Genomic DNA, 19,249 nt, shown 5'->3' with positions numbered 1-19,249 from the left:
TGAGTCACCTCTTGTCAGTACCGGCATAATTCCCTTTATATCCTAATCAGGCAGTATTTGCGCAGATTAGCATCACCGGTTTTGCCTTCGCTCTTGATGAATTCCTAAACCCTTCAGGGGCGTTGATTTTCTGATACTCGCTCGCAAATCAAATGAGAGAACATGAAAAATCTCATTTGCCCTGCTGTTCTATCGCCATAATCGCCTCCACGCGCTTTTGATGGCGCCCCCCTTCAAACCCCGCATCCAGCCAGGCATCCACGATCATTTTTGCCAGCTCCAGCCCAACAACCCGCGAGCCAAAAGCCAGCACGTTGGTATCATTATGCTGGCGCGAAAGCTGTGCCGAATAGGGTTCGCTGCAAACGACGGCGCGGACTCCGGCAAACTTGTTTGCCGTTATCGAAATCCCCACACCGGTGCCACACACCAGAATACCGCCATCAACCTCGCCAGAGACAACGGCTTGTGCCACCTCGCTGGCATAATGCGGGTAATCCGTGCGCTCCGGCGACCAGGTTCCCTTATCAATCACCGTAATACCGCGCTGGGTTAAGTGCGTCAAAATATCCTGTTTCAGGATAAAACCAACGTGATCACAGCCAAATGCTATCTTTTTCATACTCATTCTCGCCCCGGTCAAACTTTACGAATAAAAAATATTTGTGATTTAAATGAATTTAAAAGAACAATAAATCGACAGAAAGACGCTGTATGGGCCTGTTCTACACACCTCCGTTCGGCAAAGCAAGAGCGACAAATACCCTACCTTGATGCTTACACAGGCTGCACCTGAACAAGCGAAAACTATAATTCATTGTTTTATATTGACTTATTTTCATTCCGTATTTTTATCAACGCTATTAAATTCACGAAATGACAAACTTTATAAATTTAACTATTTTGTGAAGTGGTCAGCATCTTTTCTGTTCCTGCTGTGGTGATATAGTGGCGTCTTCATTTCAAGGACAAGAGAACGTAATGAGTCAGTCAGAATTTGATTCAGGGCTTCCAAACGGCATCGGGCTTGCGCCTTACCTGCGCATGAAGCAGGAAGGCATGACGGAGAACGAGAGCCGTATCGTCGAGTGGTTACTCAAGCCGGGTAATCTCAGCAGCGCGCCAGCCATTAAAGATGTCGCAGAGGCGCTGGCGGTATCTGAAGCCATGATTGTTAAGGTATCGAAACTGCTGGGATTCAGCGGGTTTCGCAACTTACGCAGCGCGCTGGAAGACTATTTTTCTCAGTCTGAGCAGGTATTGCCTGCCGAACTGGCCTTTGATGAAGCGCCGCAGGATGTGGTGAATAAGGTATTCAACATTACCTTACGCACCATTATGGAAGGTCAGTCAATCATCAACGTGGATGAGATTCATCGCGCCGCACGCTTCTTTTATCAGGCGAAGCAGCGTGATTTGTATGGCGCTGGCGGGTCGAATGCCATCTGCGCGGACGTACAGCATAAGTTCTTACGCATCGGCGTGCGCTGCCAGACTTACCCGGACGCGCACATCATGATGATGTCCGCATCGCTATTAAAAGAAGGCGATGTCGTGTTGGTAGTGACCCATTCCGGGCGCACCAGTGATGTAAAAGCCGCGGTTGAACTGGCGAAAAAGAATGGTGCCAAAATTATCTGTATCACCCACAGCTACCATTCACCTATCGCCAAATTGGCTGACTATATTATTTGTTCGCCAGCACCAGAAACACCGTTATTAGGGCGTAATGCTTCCGCACGCATATTACAACTCACTCTACTGGATGCATTTTTTGTTTCCGTCGCCCAACTGAATATCGAACAGGCAACCATTAATATGCAAAAAACTGGCGCAATTGTTGATTTCTTTTCACCAGGCGCGCTGAAATAAAATGCTCGTTGCTCTCATTTTCGGGAGCAACACCCTACACTGAGAATACTGCTATGAATAAATATCTGAAATATTTCAGCGGTGCGGCTATGGGCTTAATGTTGTCCACCAGCGCATTTGCCGCCGCCGAATATGCCGTAGTATTAAAAACATTATCCAATCCATTCTGGGTGGATATGAAAAAAGGTATTGAAGATGAAGCAAAAACGCTGGGTGTCAGCGTCGATATTTTTGCCTCGCCTTCGGAAGGCGACTTTCAGTCTCAGTTGCAGCTATTCGAAGATCTCAGCAATAAAAATTACAAAGGTATCGCCTTTGCGCCATTATCCTCAGTAAACCTGGTGATGCCCGTCGCCCGCGCGTGGAAGAAAGGGATTTATCTGGTCAATCTCGATGAAAAAATCGATATGGATAACCTGAAAAAAGCGGGCGGTAACGTCGAAGGGTTTGTCACCACCGATAACGTCGCCGTGGGCGCCAAAGGCGCGGAGTTCATTATTGAGAAACTGGGCGCCGAGGGCGGTGAAGTCGCCATTATTGAAGGTAAAGCCGGTAACGCCTCCGGCGAGGCGCGCCGCAATGGCGCAACCGAGGCTTTCAAAAAGGCAAGCCAAATCAAGTTGGTCGCCAGCCAACCCGCAGACTGGGACCGAATCAAAGCGTTAGACGTTGCCACCAACGTGCTGCAACGCAACCCGAATATCAAAGCGATTTATTGCGCTAACGACACCATGGCGATGGGCGTCGCCCAGGCCGTGGCTAACGCCGGGAAAAGCGGAAAAGTGCTGGTAGTGGGTACAGACGGTATCCCGGAAGCCCGCAAAATGGTGGAGGCCGGACAGATGACGGCGACAATCGCTCAGAACCCTGCGGATATCGGCGCGACAGGGCTCAGGCTGATGGTTGATGCCGCGAAATCAGGCAACGTGATCCCGCTGGATAAAGCGCCGGAATTTAAGCTGGTCGATTCCATCCTGGTCGCAAAGTAAGTCCGTAAATAGGCCGGATGGCGACGCGAAAACCTCTTATCCGGCCGACCCGAACGTAGGCCTGATAAGCGTAGCACCATCAGGCAATGGCACTGATTTAGTCAATATTTTTCTTACACAAAATCATTCGAGATGCATCGAGGCGGCAACTGAGTAAATCCCCAGGAGCTTACATAAGTAAGTGACTGGGGTGAGCGAAGGTAGCCAACAAAGAGGCAGCTTGAAGGATGAAGTGTAAAAGAGGTTAATTATGGTCACGCCATATATCTCGATGGCGGGGATCGGCAAATCCTTTGGTCCGGTTCACGCATTAAAATCGGTTGATTTAACGGTTTATCCTTATGAAATACACGCATTATTAGGAGAAAATGGCGCCGGTAAATCAACGTTGATGAAGGTTCTGTCGGGAATACATGAACCGACCAAAGGCACCATTACGATTAATAACGTTAATTACGACAAGCTGGATCACAAATTAGCGGCACAACTCGGCATTGGCATTATTTATCAGGAACTCAGCGTGATTGATGAATTAACCGTGCTGGAGAATTTATATATTGGTCGTCATCTGACGAAAAAAGTCTGTGGCGTCAATATTATTGACTGGAAAGAGATGCGCGTACGGGCCGCCATGATGTTGCTGCGCGTCGGTTTAAAAGTCGATTTAGACGAAAAGGTGGCGAATTTATCCATCAGCCATAAGCAAATGCTGGAAATCGCCAAGACGCTGATGCTCAACGCCAAAGTGATCATCATGGACGAACCCACCTCCTCGCTCACCAATAAAGAGGTGGACTACCTGTTTCTGATCATGAACCAGCTACGCAAAGAGGGCACCGCCATCGTCTACATCTCGCATAAGCTGGCGGAAATTCGCCGCATCTGCGACCGCTATACGGTGATGAAAGACGGCAGCAGCGTTTGCAGCGGGATGGTGAGCGACGTCAGCAACGACGATATCGTCCGCCTGATGGTTGGCCGCGAACTGCAAAACCGCTTTAACGCCATGAAAGAGAGCACCGGCAACATCGAGCGCGATACGGTATTCGAGGTGAAAAACGTCACCAGCCGCGACAAGAAAAAGGTTCGCGATATCTCCTTTAGCGTCAGCCGGGGCGAAATTTTAGGTTTCGCCGGACTGGTCGGCTCCGGGCGCACCGAGCTGATGGATTGCCTGTTCGGCGTCGATAAACGCGCAAGCGGCGAGATCCGTCTGAACGGGAAAACCATCTCCCCGCGCTCCCCCCTGGATGCGGTGAAAAAAGGGATGGCTTACATCACCGAAAGCCGCCGGGATAACGGCTTCTTCCCCAATTTCTCTATCGCCCAGAACATGGCGATCGGCCGCAGCCTGAAAAGCGGCGGCTTTAAGGGGGCGATGGGCCTGTTCCACGAAGGCGACGAGCAGCGTACCGCCGAAGCGCAGCGCGAACTGCTGGCGCTGAAGTGTCATTCCGTTAACCAGAACATCACCGAACTCTCCGGCGGAAACCAGCAGAAAGTGCTGATTTCCAAATGGTTGTGCTGTAGCCCGGAGGTGATCATTTTCGACGAGCCGACCCGTGGTATCGACGTCGGTGCGAAAGCCGAAATTTATAAAGTGATGCGCCAGTTGGCGGACGACGGAAAAGTCATCCTGATGGTGTCATCTGAACTTCCTGAAATTATCGCCGTCTGCGACCGCATCGCCGTGTTCTGCGAAGGACGACTGACGCAAATCCTGACCAATCGCGATGACATGAGCGAAGAGGAGATTATGGCATGGGCATTACCACAAGAGTAAAAGGTGACGTGAACGGGAAGAAACCGTTCAACTTTGCGCTGTTCTGGGATAAATACGGCACCTTCTTCATCCTGGCGATTATCGTCGCCATCTTCGGTTCGCTGTCGTCAGAATATTTTCTGACCACCAACAACATCACCCAGATTTTTGTCCAGAGTTCGGTAACGGTGCTGATCGGCATGGGTGAATTTTTTGCCATCCTGGTCGCCGGTATCGACCTGTCCGTCGGGGCGATTCTGGCGCTGTCCGGGATGGTGACGGCCAAACTGATGCTGGCAGGCGTCGATCCGTTATTTGCGGCGCTGATTGGCGGCGTGCTGGTCGGCGGTGCGCTGGGAGCGATTAACGGCTGCCTGGTGAACTGGACTGGCCTGCATCCGTTCATTATCACCCTTGGCACTAACGCGATTTTCCGTGGTATCACGCTGGTGATTTCCGACGCCAACTCGGTATACGGCTTCTCATTCGACTTCGTGAACTTCTTCGCCGCCAGCGTGTTAGGTGTTCCCGTGCCGGTCATCTTCTCGCTGATTGTCGCGGTGATCCTCTGGTTCCTCACTACCCGCATGCGGCTTGGGCGCAACATCTACGCGCTCGGCGGCAACAAAAACTCGGCGTTCTATTCCGGGATTGACGTGAAGTTTCACATCCTGGTGGTGTTTATCATCTCCGGCATTTGCGCGGGACTGGCGGGCGTGGTTTCTACTGCGCGACTCGGCGCCGCAGAACCCTTAGCCGGAATGGGTTTTGAAACCTACGCCATCGCCAGCGCCATCATTGGCGGCACCAGCTTCTTCGGCGGCAAGGGGCGCATCTTCTCGGTGGTAATTGGCGGCTTAATCATCGGCACCATCAACAACGGTCTGAATATTTTGCAGGTACAAACCTATTACCAACTGGTGGTGATGGGCGGATTAATTATCGCGGCTGTCGCCCTTGACCGTCTTATCAGTAAGTAAGGAATGATCATGAAAATCTCTCCCTCTTTAATGTGTATGGATCTGCTGAAGTTTAAAGAACAGATCGAATTTATCGACAGCCATGCAGACTATTTTCATATTGATATTATGGATGGCCACTTTGTGCCGAATCTGACGCTGTCCCCCTTCTTCGTCAGCCAGGTCAAGAAACTGGCGAGCAAACCTCTTGATTGTCATCTGATGGTGACGCGTCCGCAGGATTATATTGGTCAACTGGCGCGCGCCGGTGCGGATTTCATCACGCTGCACCCGGAAACCATCAACGGTCAGGCATTCCGTCTGATTGACGAAATCCGCCGCCACGGTATGAAAGTGGGCCTCATTCTCAACCCGGAAACACCGGTTGAGGCGATGAAATACTATATCCATAAGGCTGATAAAGTGACGGTGATGACCGTCGATCCCGGCTTTGCCGGGCAGCCGTTCATCCCGGAAATGCTGGATAAAATCGCCGAGCTGAAAGCCTGGCGCGAGCGTGAAGGGCTGCATTACGAAATTGAAGTGGATGGCTCCTGCAATCAGGCCACCTACGAAAAATTGATGGCGGCAGGCGCGGATGTCTTTATCGTCGGCACCTCCGGGCTGTTTAACCACGCGGAGAATATCGACGACGCATGGCAAGTGATGACGGCGCAGATCCTGACGGCGAAAAACGAGGTACTGCCTCATGCAAAAACAGCATAGCGTTGTGGCGGGTGTGGATATGGGGGCAACCCATATCCGTTTTTGCCTGCAAACGGCAAGCGGTGAGACTCTGCACTGTGAGAAACAGCGTACGGCGGAGGTGATCGCGCCCGGCGTGGTGGCCGGTATTGCGCAGATGATTAGCGAACAGATCGCACGCTACGGGGCGCGTTGCCGTGGTCTGGTGATGGGATTTCCGGCGCTGGTCGGCAAAGACAACCGCACCATCATTTCGACACCCAATTTGCCGCTGCAACCTGAAGAAGTGCATGACCTCGCGGGAAAACTGGAGGATGCGCTGGGCTGCCCGGTCGCGTTTTCCCGCGACGTGAACTTACAGCTGTCGTATGACGTCGTGGAAAACCATCTCACACAGCAGCAGGTGCTGGCCGCCTACCTCGGCACGGGAATGGGCTTCGCGGTGTGGATGAACGGCGCGCCCTGGACCGGAGCGCATGGCGTGGCGGGCGAACTGGGGCATATTCCCCAGGGCGACATGACGCAAACCTGTGCCTGCGGCAATCCAGGTTGCCTCGAAACGGTCTGTTCCGGGCTGGCGCTGAAACGCTGGTACGAACAACAGCCACGGGATTTCGCGCTGGACGCACTGTTTGTCCACGCCGGAGAAGCGCCATTCGTCCAGGCGCTGCTGGAAAGCGCCGCCCGCGCGATTGCCACCAGCATAAATCTGTTCGATCCCGATGCGGTGATTTTGGGCGGCGGCGTGATGGATATGCAGGCTTTCCCGCGCGAACAATTAATTACCCTGATCCAAAAATACCTGCGCCGACCGTTGCCGTATCAGGCCGTACGTTTTATTGCCGCCTCGTCCTCCGCGTTTAACGGCGCGCAGGGCGCGGCAACGCTGGCGCGCTGCCGTTTTCTGTCGTCGCGGTGATATCGCGACGCTTATCAGGCCTGCACATGCGCCGCCCGCAGCGCCTGCGCGAGCTGCGCCCGGGTAAACGGTTTACGCAGCAGCGCCACATCCGGCAGAGCGGGGTTATGCGCCGGGCGTAAATCCTGCCCGCTGATAAGCAGCAGCGTCAGGCGGGGATAATGCTTGCGGGCATGGTTGATCACCTCCACGCCGCTCAGACTGCCTGGCAGCATTAAGTCGCTGATAAGAACATCAATCTCGCCGGATGACGCCAGCATCTGCATCGCCTGCTCGCCGTTGGCGGCCTCCAGCGTCAGATACCCCAGCAGATGCAGTTGCTCGCACAACGTCTGACGAACATCCGCCTCATCTTCCAGTACCAGCACCAGTTTCTCGTCGCTGGCGGTACTTTGCACCGCAACCGGCTCCAGGTTTGCCACCGCAGGCGCGATGGCGCGGGGAAGCTGCAATCTGACCGTCGTCCCCTGCCCCGGCGCGCTCTCAATTTCGACACGGCCGCCCGACTGGCGCACAAAGCCGTAAACCATCGATAACCCAAGCCCGCTGCCGCTGCCGGTCTGTTTGGTGGTGAAGAACGGCTCGAACACCTGCGCTTTCACCTCCTGCGACATACCGCAGCCGTGATCGATCACCTCCAGCGCCACCATATCCTGACGACGTCCGTCACTGCGCGTAACCCGCTGGTTCCAGGTGCGGATTTTGATCGTCCCTGTCTGCCCTTCCATCGCATCGCGGGCGTTCATCACCAGGTTGATGATCGCGTTCTCCAGTTGGCTGACGTCTATCCACGCGGCCCAGGCGGGCGACTGGGCTTCTATCTCCAGCGTCAGCGTGGCCGGTAGCGAGTGACGCATCAGTTCGCTCAGGTTTTCCAGCAGCGTTTTCAGTTCCACCGAGTGCGGGTGCAGCGACTGTTTACGGGAGAACGCCAGCAGGCGTTGCGTCAGCAGCGCCCCGCGCTCGGCGGCCTTCAGCGCGCGGGTAATGCGCGGCGCATCCGGCGAGTCGGGGCTGACCAGCTCCAGGCTGCCGATAATCACCGCCAGCAGGTTGTTAAAATCATGCGCCAGCCCGCCCGTCAGTTGCCCTACCGCTTTCAGTTTCTGGCTGTGCAGCAGCGCCTCTTCCAGCCCCTGACGCTCCGTTCGGTCGATCTCCATCTGGGAGGTCTTTTCTTTCAGCAGGCGGGAGGTGCGCTCCAGCGACGCCGTATTGCGGGCAAAAACGTTAAACGCGCGCGCCAGTTCCCCCAGTTCGTCCCGCCGCTGCAAGGCAGGGACGCTGACATCCGATTCGCCATGCGCCAGCCGGGTCATGGCGCGCGAAATCGCCGTCAGGTTAGAACCAAGGTTGCGGTAGATATACCACCCGGCAAAACCGGTAATCACCACCGCCAGCAGGGCGAAGGTCATGATAAACAACGCGCCGGAGCGCAATTCCTGATGGCTTTGCGCCACCCGCTGTTCTGAGATGATCGCCACCTGCGCCGCATACTGATTGATGTCGCTGTTTAAAATCGCCACCAGCGCTTTGATGTGGAACATGTACCAACTGATGGCCAGGTCGCTTTGCTCCAGCGCCGCCGAGAGCGGTTCAAGTTTGCGTAACTCCTGGTTAAAGTCAGACAGAATCACGTTCACCAGCGGATCGGCATGTTGCTCAGGCAGAGCGCGCATCACGCCATCCAGCTGTTTAATGACGGCGCGCGGCGTCGGCGTTTCGATGGCGGCGCGAATCAGGCGATCCATTTGACTGAACAACGCCGCATCCTGCGCCGCATCAAGCTGTTGCAGATGCCGCAGGTAACTCTGATTCTGATACAGCGAACTCAGCAGCGTATTACGTTCCAGATGCCGCCGCTGCCCGCGCTGCAACATGCCCGCCACGCTGGTCTGCAACTCGTTGCTGCGTTGAATAATGCGGGCCACCAGCCCCGGTTCCTGCTGTGCCAGCGGGGCGGTCGCCAGCTGTTCGAGTGAATGCCTGAGCGCCCGCTGAGTCTCCTGCAACCGCTCCGCTTCGCCCTTGTACTCCAGCGCGCCGACCACCTGCGACAGCCGCACCGCCGCCGTCGCCACGTTCGCCGTATCGCGCGCCAGGTTCATACTGCCGGTCATGTCATCGACGGTTTGCTGCTGCACCTGCTCCTGTATTTGACTCGCATGCTGAAAACCCAGCACCGCCACGCCGCTCACCATCAGCGTCACCGCCACTACCAGCAGATTAAAAAACAGCAGTCGCCCGCGCGCACTGGCGAAAAAGTGACGTCTGTGCTGCGGCATATCACGCTCCATGAAGAAAAATCGCAATATGACAAATATGAACGGCTTCTGACATTTTGCATTTACTTTCCTGTGATGGAGTGCTGATATCGCTAACCCCGCAGGAGATCCGCCATGAGCAGGACACCGGTTCTGGAGATGCGCAATATTGCCAAAGCGTTTGGCAAATTTTACGCGCTGAAAGGGGTCGATCTGACGGTATATCCCGGTGAAATCCACGCGCTGATGGGCGAAAACGGCGCCGGTAAAAGCACCCTGATGAAGATTCTCGCCGGTGCATATACCGCCACCAGCGGCGAGATTCTGATCGACGGTCAGCCCTTTCATATTCGTGGGCCGAAAGATGCCCTGAGCGCAGGCATCACTCTGATTTATCAGGAGATGCAGCTTGCGCCTAACCTTACCGTCGCCGAAAATATTTTCCTCGGCAGCGAGCTGTCGCGTGGCGGCATCGTGCAGCGTAAAGAGATGGTGTTGCAGGCGCAAAAGGTCATCGACCGACTCGGCGCGCAGTTTAAAGCCAGCGATCGGGTAATGCGGCTGACCATCGCCGAACAGCAGCAGGTGGAGATCGCCCGCGCCCTGCATCGCAACAGCCGTATCCTGGTGATGGATGAACCTACCGCCGCCCTCTCATCTCGTGAAACCCACCGTCTGTTTGAGCTGATCATGCGCCTTCGCGATGAAGGGATGGCGGTTATCTATATCAGCCACCGTATGGCGGAGGTGTATGAGCTGTCCGATCGCGTCAGCGTCCTGCGCGACGGACAGTACGTCGGCAGCCTCACCCGCGACAAACTCAACGCGTCCGAACTGGTGCGCATGATGGTGGGGCGTCCGTTAAGCGACCTGTTCAACAAAGAACGCGACATCCCGCTCGGTAAACCGCGCCTGAACGTTCATCACCTTACCGACGGCGGTAAAGTGCAGCCGTGCAGCCTGCTGGTACGTTCCGGCGAAATCGTCGGCCTGGCCGGGCTGGTCGGCGCCGGGCGTTCCGAACTGGCGCACCTGATTTTCGGCGTGCGTAAAGCCACCGGCGGGATGATCGAGGTGGATGGCGAGCCGGTGGTGATCCACTCCCCGCGTGAGGCCATTGAGCACGGTATTGGCTACCTCACCGAAAACCGCAAAGAACAAGGGTTGTTTTTAGAACTGGCGGCGGCGGAGAACATTACGATGGCGACGCTGGAGCGCGACGCCAACTGGGGGATGCTGAACCGTAAAAAAGCCCAAAGCATCTCCGATGACGCCATTCAGTTGCTCAACATTCGCGTGCCGCATGCCCAGGTCCGCGCCGGAGGTTTGTCCGGCGGCAATCAGCAAAAGCTTCTGATCTCACGCTGGGTCGCCATCGGCCCGCGCATTCTGATTCTGGACGAACCAACGCGCGGCGTGGATGTCGGCGCGAAAAGCGAGATCTATCGCATCATGAACGAAATGGCGCGTAAGGGCGTGGCGATCCTGATGATCTCCAGCGAATTGCCGGAAATCGTCGGCATGAGCGATCGCGTCTACGTCATGCATGAAGGCAGCATTGCCGGGGAATTGCACAGCCAGGACATTACACAGGAAAACATCATGCGGCTGGCGACCGGCGTAAACGACTCCCACCTTGAGGCGGTGAAATCATGAATAACCCAACCACTCCCCAGCAGGTGGCGAAGTCCGCCTCCGCAAAAAAGATGTTGATGAGCGATCTGATGCAAACGGTCGGTATTTTACCGATTTTAGTGCTGATCGTGGCGGTATTTGGCTTTATCGCACCTAACTTTTTCACTGAAAGCAACCTGCTGAACATCACCCGCCAGGCGTCGATCAACATCGTGCTGGCGGCGGGGATGACGTTCATCATTCTGACCGGCGGCATCGACCTCTCCGTGGGGTCGATTCTCGGCACCACCGCCGTGGCGGCGATGGTGGTCTCTCTGATACCGGAGTTCGCCATGCTGTCGATTCCGGCGGCGCTGATGCTCGGCCTGGGGCTGGGGCTGATTAACGGCGCGCTGGTGGCCTTCGCCGGGCTGCCGCCCTTTATTGTCACGCTCGGCACCTATACGGCGCTGCGCGGCGCGGCCTACCTGCTGGCGGACGGCACCACGGTGATCAACTCCAATATCAGCTTCGAGTGGATCGGCAATAACTATCTTGGCCCGATTCCGTGGCTGGTGGTTATCGCCCTCGCGGTGATCGTACTGTGCTGGTTCATTCTGCGGCGCACCACGCTGGGCGTACATATTTATGCCGTGGGCGGCAACATGCAGGCGGCGCGTTTAACCGGCATCAAAGTGTGGCTGGTGCTGCTGTTTGTGTACGGCATGAGCGGTCTGCTGTCGGGGCTGGGCGGAGTGATGAGCGCCTCGCGTCTCTACAGCGCCAACGGCAACTTAGGCATGGGGTATGAGCTGGACGCCATCGCGGCGGTGATCCTCGGCGGCACCAGTTTTGTCGGCGGGATCGGCACGATCACCGGCACGCTGGTGGGCGCGCTGATCATCGCCACCCTGAATAACGGCATGACGCTGATGGGCGTCTCTTACTTCTGGCAACTGGTGATCAAAGGGGCGGTGATCATCATAGCAGTGCTGATCGACAAATACCGTACCCGACACCATCAAAGTGCATAGACAAACTTGCCGGATGGCGGCGCAGGCCTACCCGTTCGCAGGCCGGATAAGCGCAGCGCCATCAGGCTTATAACAACAATACCCTACGTGAGGAAAAGAGTATGCGTTTGAAACCATTAGTGACCGCGCTCTGTGCTGGCGCGTTACTGGCCGCATCGCCGTTTGTACAGGCCAAAGAACTGAAATCCATCGGCGTGACGGTGGGCGACCTTGCCAACCCGTTCTTCGTGCAGATAACAAAAGGGGCGGAGCTGGAAGCGCGCAAACTGGCCGGTGATGGCGTAAAAGTGACGCTGGTCTCCAGCGGCTACGATCTGGGTCAGCAGGTTTCGCAGATCGACAACTTTATTGCCGCGAAGGTGGATATGATCATCCTTAACGCCGCAGATTCAAAAGGGATCGGCCCGGCGGTGAAACGGGCGAAAGACGCCGGGATCGTGGTGGTCGCGGTTGACGTGGCTGCCGAAGGCGCAGACGCCACCATCACCTCTGATAACACCCAGGCGGGCGAAATGGCCTGTAAATACATTACCGATCGTCTGAAAGGCAAAGGCAATGTGGTGATCATCAACGGGCCGCCGGTTTCCGCCGTGCAGAACCGTGTCGAGGGCTGCCAGACCGAGTTCAAACGCCACCCGGATATCAAGGTGCTCTCCTGGAACCAGAACGCCAAAGGCAGTCGCGAAGGCGGGCTGGAAGTGATGACCGCCCTGCTGGCTGCGAATCCGAAGATCGACGGCGTATTTGCGATCAACGATCCGACGGCGATCGGCGCCGATCTGGCGGCAAAACAGGCACAGCGCAATGAGTTCTTTATCGTCGGTGTGGATGGTTCGCCCGATGGCGAAGAGGCGCTGAAGCGTGAAAATTCCCTGTTTGTGGCGACCCCCGCACAAGATCCGCAGGTGATGGCGGCAAAAGCGGTGGAGATCGGCTATGACATTCTACAGGGCAAACCGGCGCCTGGTGAACCTGTGCTGATTCCGGTGACGATGATCGATAAAAACAACATCGGCAGCTACAAGGGCTGGACGGTGAAATAACGGAAAGCGGCCTCTGCGTAGGCCCGATAAGCGCAGCGCCATCAGGCAGTAAACCCATGCCGGATGGCGGCAAAAATGCCTTATCCGGCCTACAAGGCTACATCACAATAAGGAGAATTCTTTCAATGAAACGCTCCGAAATAAACGAAATTCTCGGCCACACGCGGCAATTCTTTTCCATGCATGACGTCCACCTGCCGCCTTTCGCCAGCTTTGCCCCATCGCAATGGCGTCAGCTTGATGCCGCCTGGAGCGAAGTATTCGATCTCAGGCTCGGCTGGGATGTTACCGCGTTCGGCGGGACAGATTTTGCCGCTCAGGGACTGACGCTGTTTACCCTGCGCAACGGCTCGCCCAAAGGTATGCCTTATGAGAAATGCTACGCGGAAAAAATCATGCATGTGCGCGACGCGCAGGTTACGCCGATGCATTTCCACTGGCGCAAGCGTGAAGACATTATCAATCGCGGCGGCGGTAATTTAATCGTTGAACTGTGGAACGCCGACTCCCGGGACCAGACCGACAATACCGACGTCACCATTGTGATAGACGGCTGTCGGCAGACCCATGCGGCAGGCAGCCAGCTGCGCCTTTCGCCAGGAGAAAGCATTTGCCTGACGCCGGGCCTGTATCACAGCTTCTGGGCGGAAAAAGGGTTTGGCGACGTGCTGGTCGGCGAAGTTTCTTCCGTCAATGACGATGACCATGACAACCATTTTCTCCAGCCGATCGCCCGCTATAACGACATTGAAGAAGATGAACCGGCGCAACTGGTGTTGTGTAACGAGTACCGCCTGTTCTGCTGAACAAGGAGCACATTATGCCGTTGATTTCTCTTGCCGATGGACTCGACCATGCCCGCAAGCATCGCTATGCGCTGGGGGCGTTTAACGTTCTGGATTCCCACTTTTTACGCGCGCTGTTCGCCGCCGCCAGGCAGGAACGCTCGCCGTTTATCATTAACATTGCCGAAGTCCATTTTAAGTATGTTTCGCTGGACTCGCTGGTCGAAGCGGTAAAATTCGAAGCCGCCAGACACGATATTCCGGTGGTGCTTAACCTCGACCACGGGCTGCATTTTGAATCCGTGGTGCGGGCGTTACGTCTGGGCTTCAGCTCGGTAATGTTTGATGGTTCCACGCTGGAGTATGAGGAAAACATCCGCCAGACCCGGGAAGTGGTGAAGATGTGCCACGCCGTTGGCGTGTCGGTAGAGGCGGAACTTGGCGCGGTTGGCGGCGATGAGGGCGGCGCGCTGTATGGTCATGCCGACGAATCGCTGTTTACCGATCCGCAGCTGGCGCGCGATTTTGTTGACCGCACCGGTATTGATGCCCTGGCCGTCGCCATCGGCAACGCTCACGGCAAATATAAAGGCGAGCCCAAACTCGATTTCCCGCGTCTGGACGCCATTCGCCAACAAACGGCGCTGCCGCTGGTGCTGCACGGCGGTTCCGGCATCAGCAATGAGGATTTTCGTCGCGCCATTACGCTGGGCATTCACAAAATCAATTTCTACACCGGCATGTCGCAGGCCGCGCTGGCGGCGGTGGAATCACGGATGGCTAACCGCCAGCCGCTGTATGATGAGTTCGCCGAACTGCTGCTGGGCATTGAAGAGGCGATCACCGATACGGTATCGGAACAGATGCGCATTTTTGGCAGCGCGGGGCAGATCTGATGGAACGCAAAGGCATTATCGCGGCGGGCAATATGCTGGTCGACCATGTGCACCAAATCGTACAGTGGCCGGAGCGCGGCTGGCTGGCGGAGATCACCCATAGCGAACGTTCGACGGGCGGCGCGCCGCTTAATGTCCTGCTGACGCTGGCAAAGATGCACACCGGGCTGCCGTTGCAGGCTGTGGGATTAATCGGCCAGGATGCCGACGGAGACTACATTATGGCGATGCTGGAGCAGTATCACGTCAATCGCCAGCATGTCCAGCGCACCACGTTTGCCCCCACGTCGATGTCGCAGGTGATGACCGATCCCAGCGGGCAGCGCACCTTTTTCCACTCCCCCGGCGCTAACCGTCTGTTGGATCTGCCCGCGTTCGATGAGCTTGATGCCTCGATGAAGATTTTCCACCTGGGCTATCTGCTGCTGCTCGACAGTCTGGATATGCCGGATGATGACTACGGCACCCGCAGCGCACGGCTGATGGCGCAGATGCATGAGGAGGGCTTTGAGACTTCGCTGGATCTGGTGTCCCGCAAAGGCGATCCGCGCTATCAGCCGCTGGTTTTGCCCGCGCTACGCCATCTGGATTATCTGGTGATCAACGAGCTGGAGGCCGGGGAGTTCAGCGGCCTGGAGATCCGCCAGCCCAACGGCGAACCGCATATTCCGCACATCGCCGCAGCCGCCCGCGAATTGCTGGATGCAGGCGTCCGCCAGCGGGTGGTGATTCATTGCCCGGAAGGCGCCTGGGGCGAAACGCCGGATCAGCCTGGCGTCTGGATACCGTCGCAAAAGCTGGAGCAGAGGGAGATTGTCGGTAGCGTTGGCGCGGGAGATGCGTTCTGCGCCGGTTTTTTGTATGGCTGCCACGAAGTATGGCCGCTGGCCGAGAGCATTAAGCTGGCGCACGCCTGCGCGCGGGTCAGCCTGCTGTGCGCCAATGCGATTGATGGCGCGAAAACGCTTGAGGAGTTGCGAACGCTTTTGTAGCCAGTTCGCCTGATGGCGCTGCGCTTATCAGGCCTACAAATACGCCGCCATCCGGCAACTGCGCCTGATTACGCGGCTTTATCGTGGTGCTGCACATCGGCGGCAAAAACATACCCGAGGCCGCGCAGGGTTTTGATCAACGTCGGCTGATGCGGATTGATTTCAATTTTGCGGCGCAGACGCATAATCAACACATCAATGGTGCGATCAAACACCTCAACGCTGTCGCTGTGCGTTAATTCCAGCAACTGCTCACGGCTGAGCACCCGACGGGCGTTTTGCGCCAGCGCCAGCAGCAAACTGTATTCCCCCTGGGTGAGATCCACCGCCTGCTGCTGCGGATTGTGCAACTGACAGCGCGCGGTATCCAGATGCCAGCCATTGAAAGAGAGGCCAGACGTCTGCACGCTTCCGCCTTCGGCGATCAGCACGCCAACCCGACGGAGTACGGCTTTCATCCGCGCCACCACCACGCGCGGGTTAAACGGTTTGCTGATGTAGTCATCAGCGCCCATCTCCAGCCCGACCACCACATCCGACTCGCTCCCCAGCCCCGTGAGCATCACCACCGGCAGCGTAGGCCTGATCTTCTGTACCTGCTGCAACACCATCAAACCGTTCGTGTCGGGCAGCATCATATCCAGCAACACCAGCGCAATCTCCGGCTGGGTTTCGACGCACGCCAGCGCAGCCTGCCCGGTATGGCAGACCGTCACCGCAAAAACGTGCTCGTTCAGGACATCCTGCAACAATGCGCAGACTGCCGCGTCATCATCCACGACCAGTATGGCTGGTTTCATCACCCTTCCCCATTTCACATCCCCTACAGATGAGTGTGATTGATTCTGCCCGGAGTGACAGATATTGCGCAGCAGGAGATGCAGGAAACATAACCCTGGTCACACTGCCGGGCCGTCACTGCTTTTCCTGTTCGTCACGTCAAAACTGACGACAGCCTGTTTTTCGTCAGGGTTTTGACCAAATTTTACCCGTAATATCAGGGAAAGACCCCAATAAAAACATGGCATAAAAGATGCATAATGAGGCCGACAGCGCGTATGCGCGATTTGATTAACTGGAGCGAGACCGATGAAAAAAGTCGTCACGGTTTGCCCGTATTGCGCATCAGGTTGCAAAATCAACCTGGTGGTCGATAACGGAAAAATCGTCCGGGCAGAGGCGGCGCAGGGGAAAACCAATCAGGGTACTCTGTGTCTGAAGGGCTACTATGGCTGGGATTTTATTAACGATACCCAGATCCTGACCCCGCGCCTGAAAACCCCTATGATCCGTCGCCAGCGTGGCGGCAAACTGGAATCCGTTTCCTGGGATGAAGCGCTGAACTACGTCGCCGATCGCCTGAGCGCCATCAAAGCGAAGTATGGCCCGGACGCCATCCAGACGACCGGTTCGTCTCGCGGCACAGGTAACGAAACCAACTATGTAATGCAAAAATTCGCGCGCGCCGTTATTGGTACCAATAACGTTGACTGCTGCGCTCGCGTCTGACACGGCCCATCGGTTGCAGGTCTGCACCAGTCGGTCGGTAACGGCGCAATGAGTAATGCGATTAACGAAATTGATAACACCGATTTAGTGTTTATCTTCGGCTACAACCCGGCGGATTCCCACCCTATCGTGGCGAATCATGTGATTAACGCTAAACGCAACGGCGCGAAAATTATCGTCTGCGATCCGCGCAAAATTGAAACCGCGCGCATTGCCGACATCCACATCGCGTTGAGAAACGGCTCGAATATCGCGCTACTCAACGCTATGGGTCATGTCATTATTGAAGAAAATCTGTACGACCAGGCGTTCGTCGCCTCCCGTACTGAAGGCTTTGAAGAGTACCGTAAGATTGTCGAAGGCTACACGCCGGAATCCGTTGAGGATATCACCGGCGTGAGCGCGCACGATATTCGCAAAGCGGCGCGTATGTACGCCGAAGCGAAAAGCGCCGCAATCCTGTGGGGCATGGGCGTGACCCAGTTCTATCAGGGCGTGGAAACCGTGCGTTCACTGACCAGTCTCGCCATGCTGACCGGCAACCTTGGTAAGCCAAGCGTGGGCGTGAACCCGGTTCGCGGCCAGAACAACGTTCAGGGCGCATGCGACATGGGCGCGCTGCCGGATACCTATCCGGGCTATCAGTACGTGAAAGACCCGGCTAACCGCGAAAAATTCGCCAAAGCCTGGGGCGTGGAAAGCCTGCCAGCGCATACCGGCTATCGCATCAGCGAACTGCCACACCGTGCTGCGCATGGCGAAGTTCGCGCGGCGTACATTATGGGTGAAGATCCGCTGCAAACCGATGCGGAACTCTCTGCGGTGCGCAAAGGGTTTGAAGACCTGGAACTGGTCATCGTACAGGACATCTTTATGACCAAAACCGCGTCGGCGGCGGATGTTATTTTACCGTCTACGTCGTGGGGCGAGCATGAAGGGGTGTTTACCGCTGCTGACCGTGGTTTCCAGCGCTTCTTTAAAGCCGTTGAACCGAAGTGGGATCTGAAAACGGACTGGCAAATCATCAGTGAAATCGCCACCCGCATGGGCTATCCGATGCACTACAACAACACCCAGGAGATCTGGGATGAGTTGCGTCATCTGTGCCCGGATTTCTATGGGGCGACTTACGAGAAGATGGGCGAGCTGGGCTTCATTCAGTGGCCTTGCCGCGACACGTCGGATGCCGATCAGGGGACGTCTTATCTCTTCAAAGAGAAATTCGACACCCCGAACGGTCTGGCGCAGTTCTTCACCTGCGACTGGGTCGCGCCGATCGACAAACTCACCGAAGAGTACCCGATGGTGCTGTCTACGGTGCGTGAAGTCGGCCACTATTCATGTCGCTCGATGACCGGGAACTGTGCCGCGCTGGCAGCGCTGGCGGATGAGCCAGGCTATGCGCAAATCAACACGGCCGACGCCGCGCGTCTGGGCATTGAAGATGAAGCGCTGGTCTGGGTTCATTCACGTAAAGGCAAAATTATCACCCGTGCGCAGGTCAGCGAACGTCCGAACAAAGGGGCGATTTACATGACCTACCAGTGGTGGATTGGCGCCTGTAACGAGCTGGTGACGGAGAACTTAAGCCCGATTACCAAAACGCCGGAGTACAAGTACTGCGCCGTGCGCGTCGAGCCGATCGCCGATCAGCGCGCCGCCGAGCAGTATGTGATTGATGAGTACAGCAAGCTGAAAACCCGTCTGCGCGAAAGCGCAATGGGGTAATCTGCCGGATGGCGGCATGAGAATGCCTTATCCGGCCTACGACCTGTTTCCACCGTCGGCCTGATAAGATGCGTGAGCATCGCCATCAGGCATTTTCCTTGCAACAGCCTCCGCCGGAGGCTGTTTTTTTATCCATACGATCTCTTTATACTGTCTACTCCGTACCCTAAATAAAACT

General features: G+C 56.1%; 16 protein-coding genes. 13 read left to right on the top strand and 3 right to left on the bottom strand.

Features of this window, described 5'->3' with window-relative positions:
• Positions 1-172: 172 nt before the first annotated feature.
• Complete coding sequence (gene rpiB / locus OGX93_RS11695) at positions 173-622, bottom strand: bifunctional allose-6-phosphate isomerase/ribose-5-phosphate isomerase RpiB (RefSeq protein ID WP_024130821.1); 450 nt, start codon at positions 620-622, stop codon at positions 173-175.
• A 359-nt stretch (positions 623-981) separates the two neighbouring features.
• Between rpiB and OGX93_RS11690 the strand changes: the two genes are divergently transcribed.
• From OGX93_RS11690 to alsK, 6 genes are all read left to right on the top strand, one after another.
• Positions 982-1,872, top strand: a complete 891-nt coding sequence (locus OGX93_RS11690; RefSeq protein WP_153258027.1) for a MurR/RpiR family transcriptional regulator — start codon at positions 982-984, stop codon at positions 1,870-1,872.
• Positions 1,873-1,925: 53 nt separating this feature from the next.
• A complete protein-coding gene (gene alsB, locus OGX93_RS11685) occupies positions 1,926-2,861 on the top strand; it encodes a D-allose transporter substrate-binding protein (RefSeq protein ID WP_012134557.1) in 936 nt (311 codons plus the stop codon).
• A gap of 250 nt (positions 2,862-3,111) precedes the next feature.
• Positions 3,112-4,644 carry a D-allose ABC transporter ATP-binding protein AlsA gene (gene alsA, locus OGX93_RS11680; protein WP_112001345.1) on the top strand — a complete coding sequence of 511 codons (1,533 nt, stop codon included), beginning with the start codon at positions 3,112-3,114 and terminating at the stop codon, positions 4,642-4,644.
• Positions 4,623-5,603: a D-allose ABC transporter permease gene (gene alsC, locus OGX93_RS11675; protein ID WP_286449934.1), complete on the top strand. Its 981-nt coding sequence runs from the start codon at positions 4,623-4,625 to the stop codon at positions 5,601-5,603. The genes alsA and alsC overlap by 22 nt, the downstream gene beginning before the upstream one ends.
• Before the next feature lie 9 nt (positions 5,604-5,612).
• Positions 5,613-6,308, top strand: coding sequence for a D-allulose-6-phosphate 3-epimerase (gene alsE, locus OGX93_RS11670; protein ID WP_047459608.1), 696 nt, complete (start codon positions 5,613-5,615; stop codon positions 6,306-6,308).
• The gene (gene alsK, locus OGX93_RS11665) at positions 6,292-7,206 is read left to right on the top strand and encodes an allose kinase (protein WP_047459611.1); all 915 of its coding nucleotides are present in this window, start codon (positions 6,292-6,294) and stop codon (positions 7,204-7,206) included. The genes alsE and alsK overlap by 17 nt, the downstream gene beginning before the upstream one ends.
• 14 nt (positions 7,207-7,220) lie before the next feature.
• Here alsK and OGX93_RS11660 read toward each other — a convergent pair whose 3' ends face one another.
• Positions 7,221-9,491, bottom strand: coding sequence for a hybrid sensor histidine kinase/response regulator (locus OGX93_RS11660; protein WP_047459614.1), 2,271 nt, complete (start codon positions 9,489-9,491; stop codon positions 7,221-7,223).
• Between the two features lie 114 nt (positions 9,492-9,605).
• On the opposite strand from OGX93_RS11660, the gene OGX93_RS11655 reads away from it, so the two are divergent.
• The 6 genes from OGX93_RS11655 (at position 9,606) to OGX93_RS11630 (ending at position 15,834) form a co-directional block, all read left to right on the top strand.
• Positions 9,606-11,126: a sugar ABC transporter ATP-binding protein gene (locus OGX93_RS11655; RefSeq protein WP_012134564.1), complete on the top strand. Its 1,521-nt coding sequence runs from the start codon at positions 9,606-9,608 to the stop codon at positions 11,124-11,126.
• On the top strand, positions 11,123-12,118 hold the full coding sequence (locus OGX93_RS11650) for an ABC transporter permease subunit (RefSeq protein ID WP_047459617.1): 996 nt from the start codon (positions 11,123-11,125) through the stop codon (positions 12,116-12,118). Before OGX93_RS11655 ends, OGX93_RS11650 begins: the two co-directional genes overlap by 4 nt.
• A 101-nt stretch (positions 12,119-12,219) precedes the next feature.
• A complete protein-coding gene (locus OGX93_RS11645; RefSeq protein WP_012134567.1) occupies positions 12,220-13,161 on the top strand; it encodes an ABC transporter substrate-binding protein in 942 nt (313 codons plus the stop codon).
• A gap of 125 nt (positions 13,162-13,286) precedes the next feature.
• Positions 13,287-13,967: a D-lyxose/D-mannose isomerase gene (locus OGX93_RS11640; protein ID WP_024130824.1), complete on the top strand. Its 681-nt coding sequence runs from the start codon at positions 13,287-13,289 to the stop codon at positions 13,965-13,967.
• Between the two features lie 14 nt (positions 13,968-13,981).
• The gene (locus tag OGX93_RS11635) at positions 13,982-14,842 is read left to right on the top strand and encodes a ketose 1,6-bisphosphate aldolase (RefSeq protein ID WP_115609748.1); all 861 of its coding nucleotides are present in this window, start codon (positions 13,982-13,984) and stop codon (positions 14,840-14,842) included.
• The gene (locus tag OGX93_RS11630) at positions 14,839-15,834 is read left to right on the top strand and encodes a carbohydrate kinase family protein (RefSeq protein WP_096753815.1); all 996 of its coding nucleotides are present in this window, start codon (positions 14,839-14,841) and stop codon (positions 15,832-15,834) included. The genes OGX93_RS11635 and OGX93_RS11630 overlap by 4 nt, the downstream gene beginning before the upstream one ends.
• Before the next feature lie 68 nt (positions 15,835-15,902).
• Here OGX93_RS11630 and OGX93_RS11625 read toward each other — a convergent pair whose 3' ends face one another.
• Positions 15,903-16,634: a response regulator transcription factor gene (locus tag OGX93_RS11625; RefSeq protein WP_012134571.1), complete on the bottom strand. Its 732-nt coding sequence runs from the start codon at positions 16,632-16,634 to the stop codon at positions 15,903-15,905.
• 289 nt (positions 16,635-16,923) lie between these two features.
• Between OGX93_RS11625 and fdhF the strand changes: the two genes are divergently transcribed.
• The gene (gene fdhF, locus OGX93_RS11620; protein WP_286449935.1) at positions 16,924-19,071 is read left to right on the top strand and encodes a formate dehydrogenase subunit alpha; all 2,148 of its coding nucleotides are present in this window, start codon (positions 16,924-16,926) and stop codon (positions 19,069-19,071) included.
• Positions 19,072-19,249: the final 178 nt, after the last annotated feature.

This window comes from Citrobacter sp. CK195 (genome assembly GCF_030333365.1).
In the GTDB taxonomy this organism is placed as follows: Bacteria; Pseudomonadota; Gammaproteobacteria; order Enterobacterales; family Enterobacteriaceae; genus Citrobacter_B; species Citrobacter_B koseri.
Note: the sequence above shows the minus strand (reverse complement) of the source record. Positions and strands in the feature narration are given on the sequence as shown.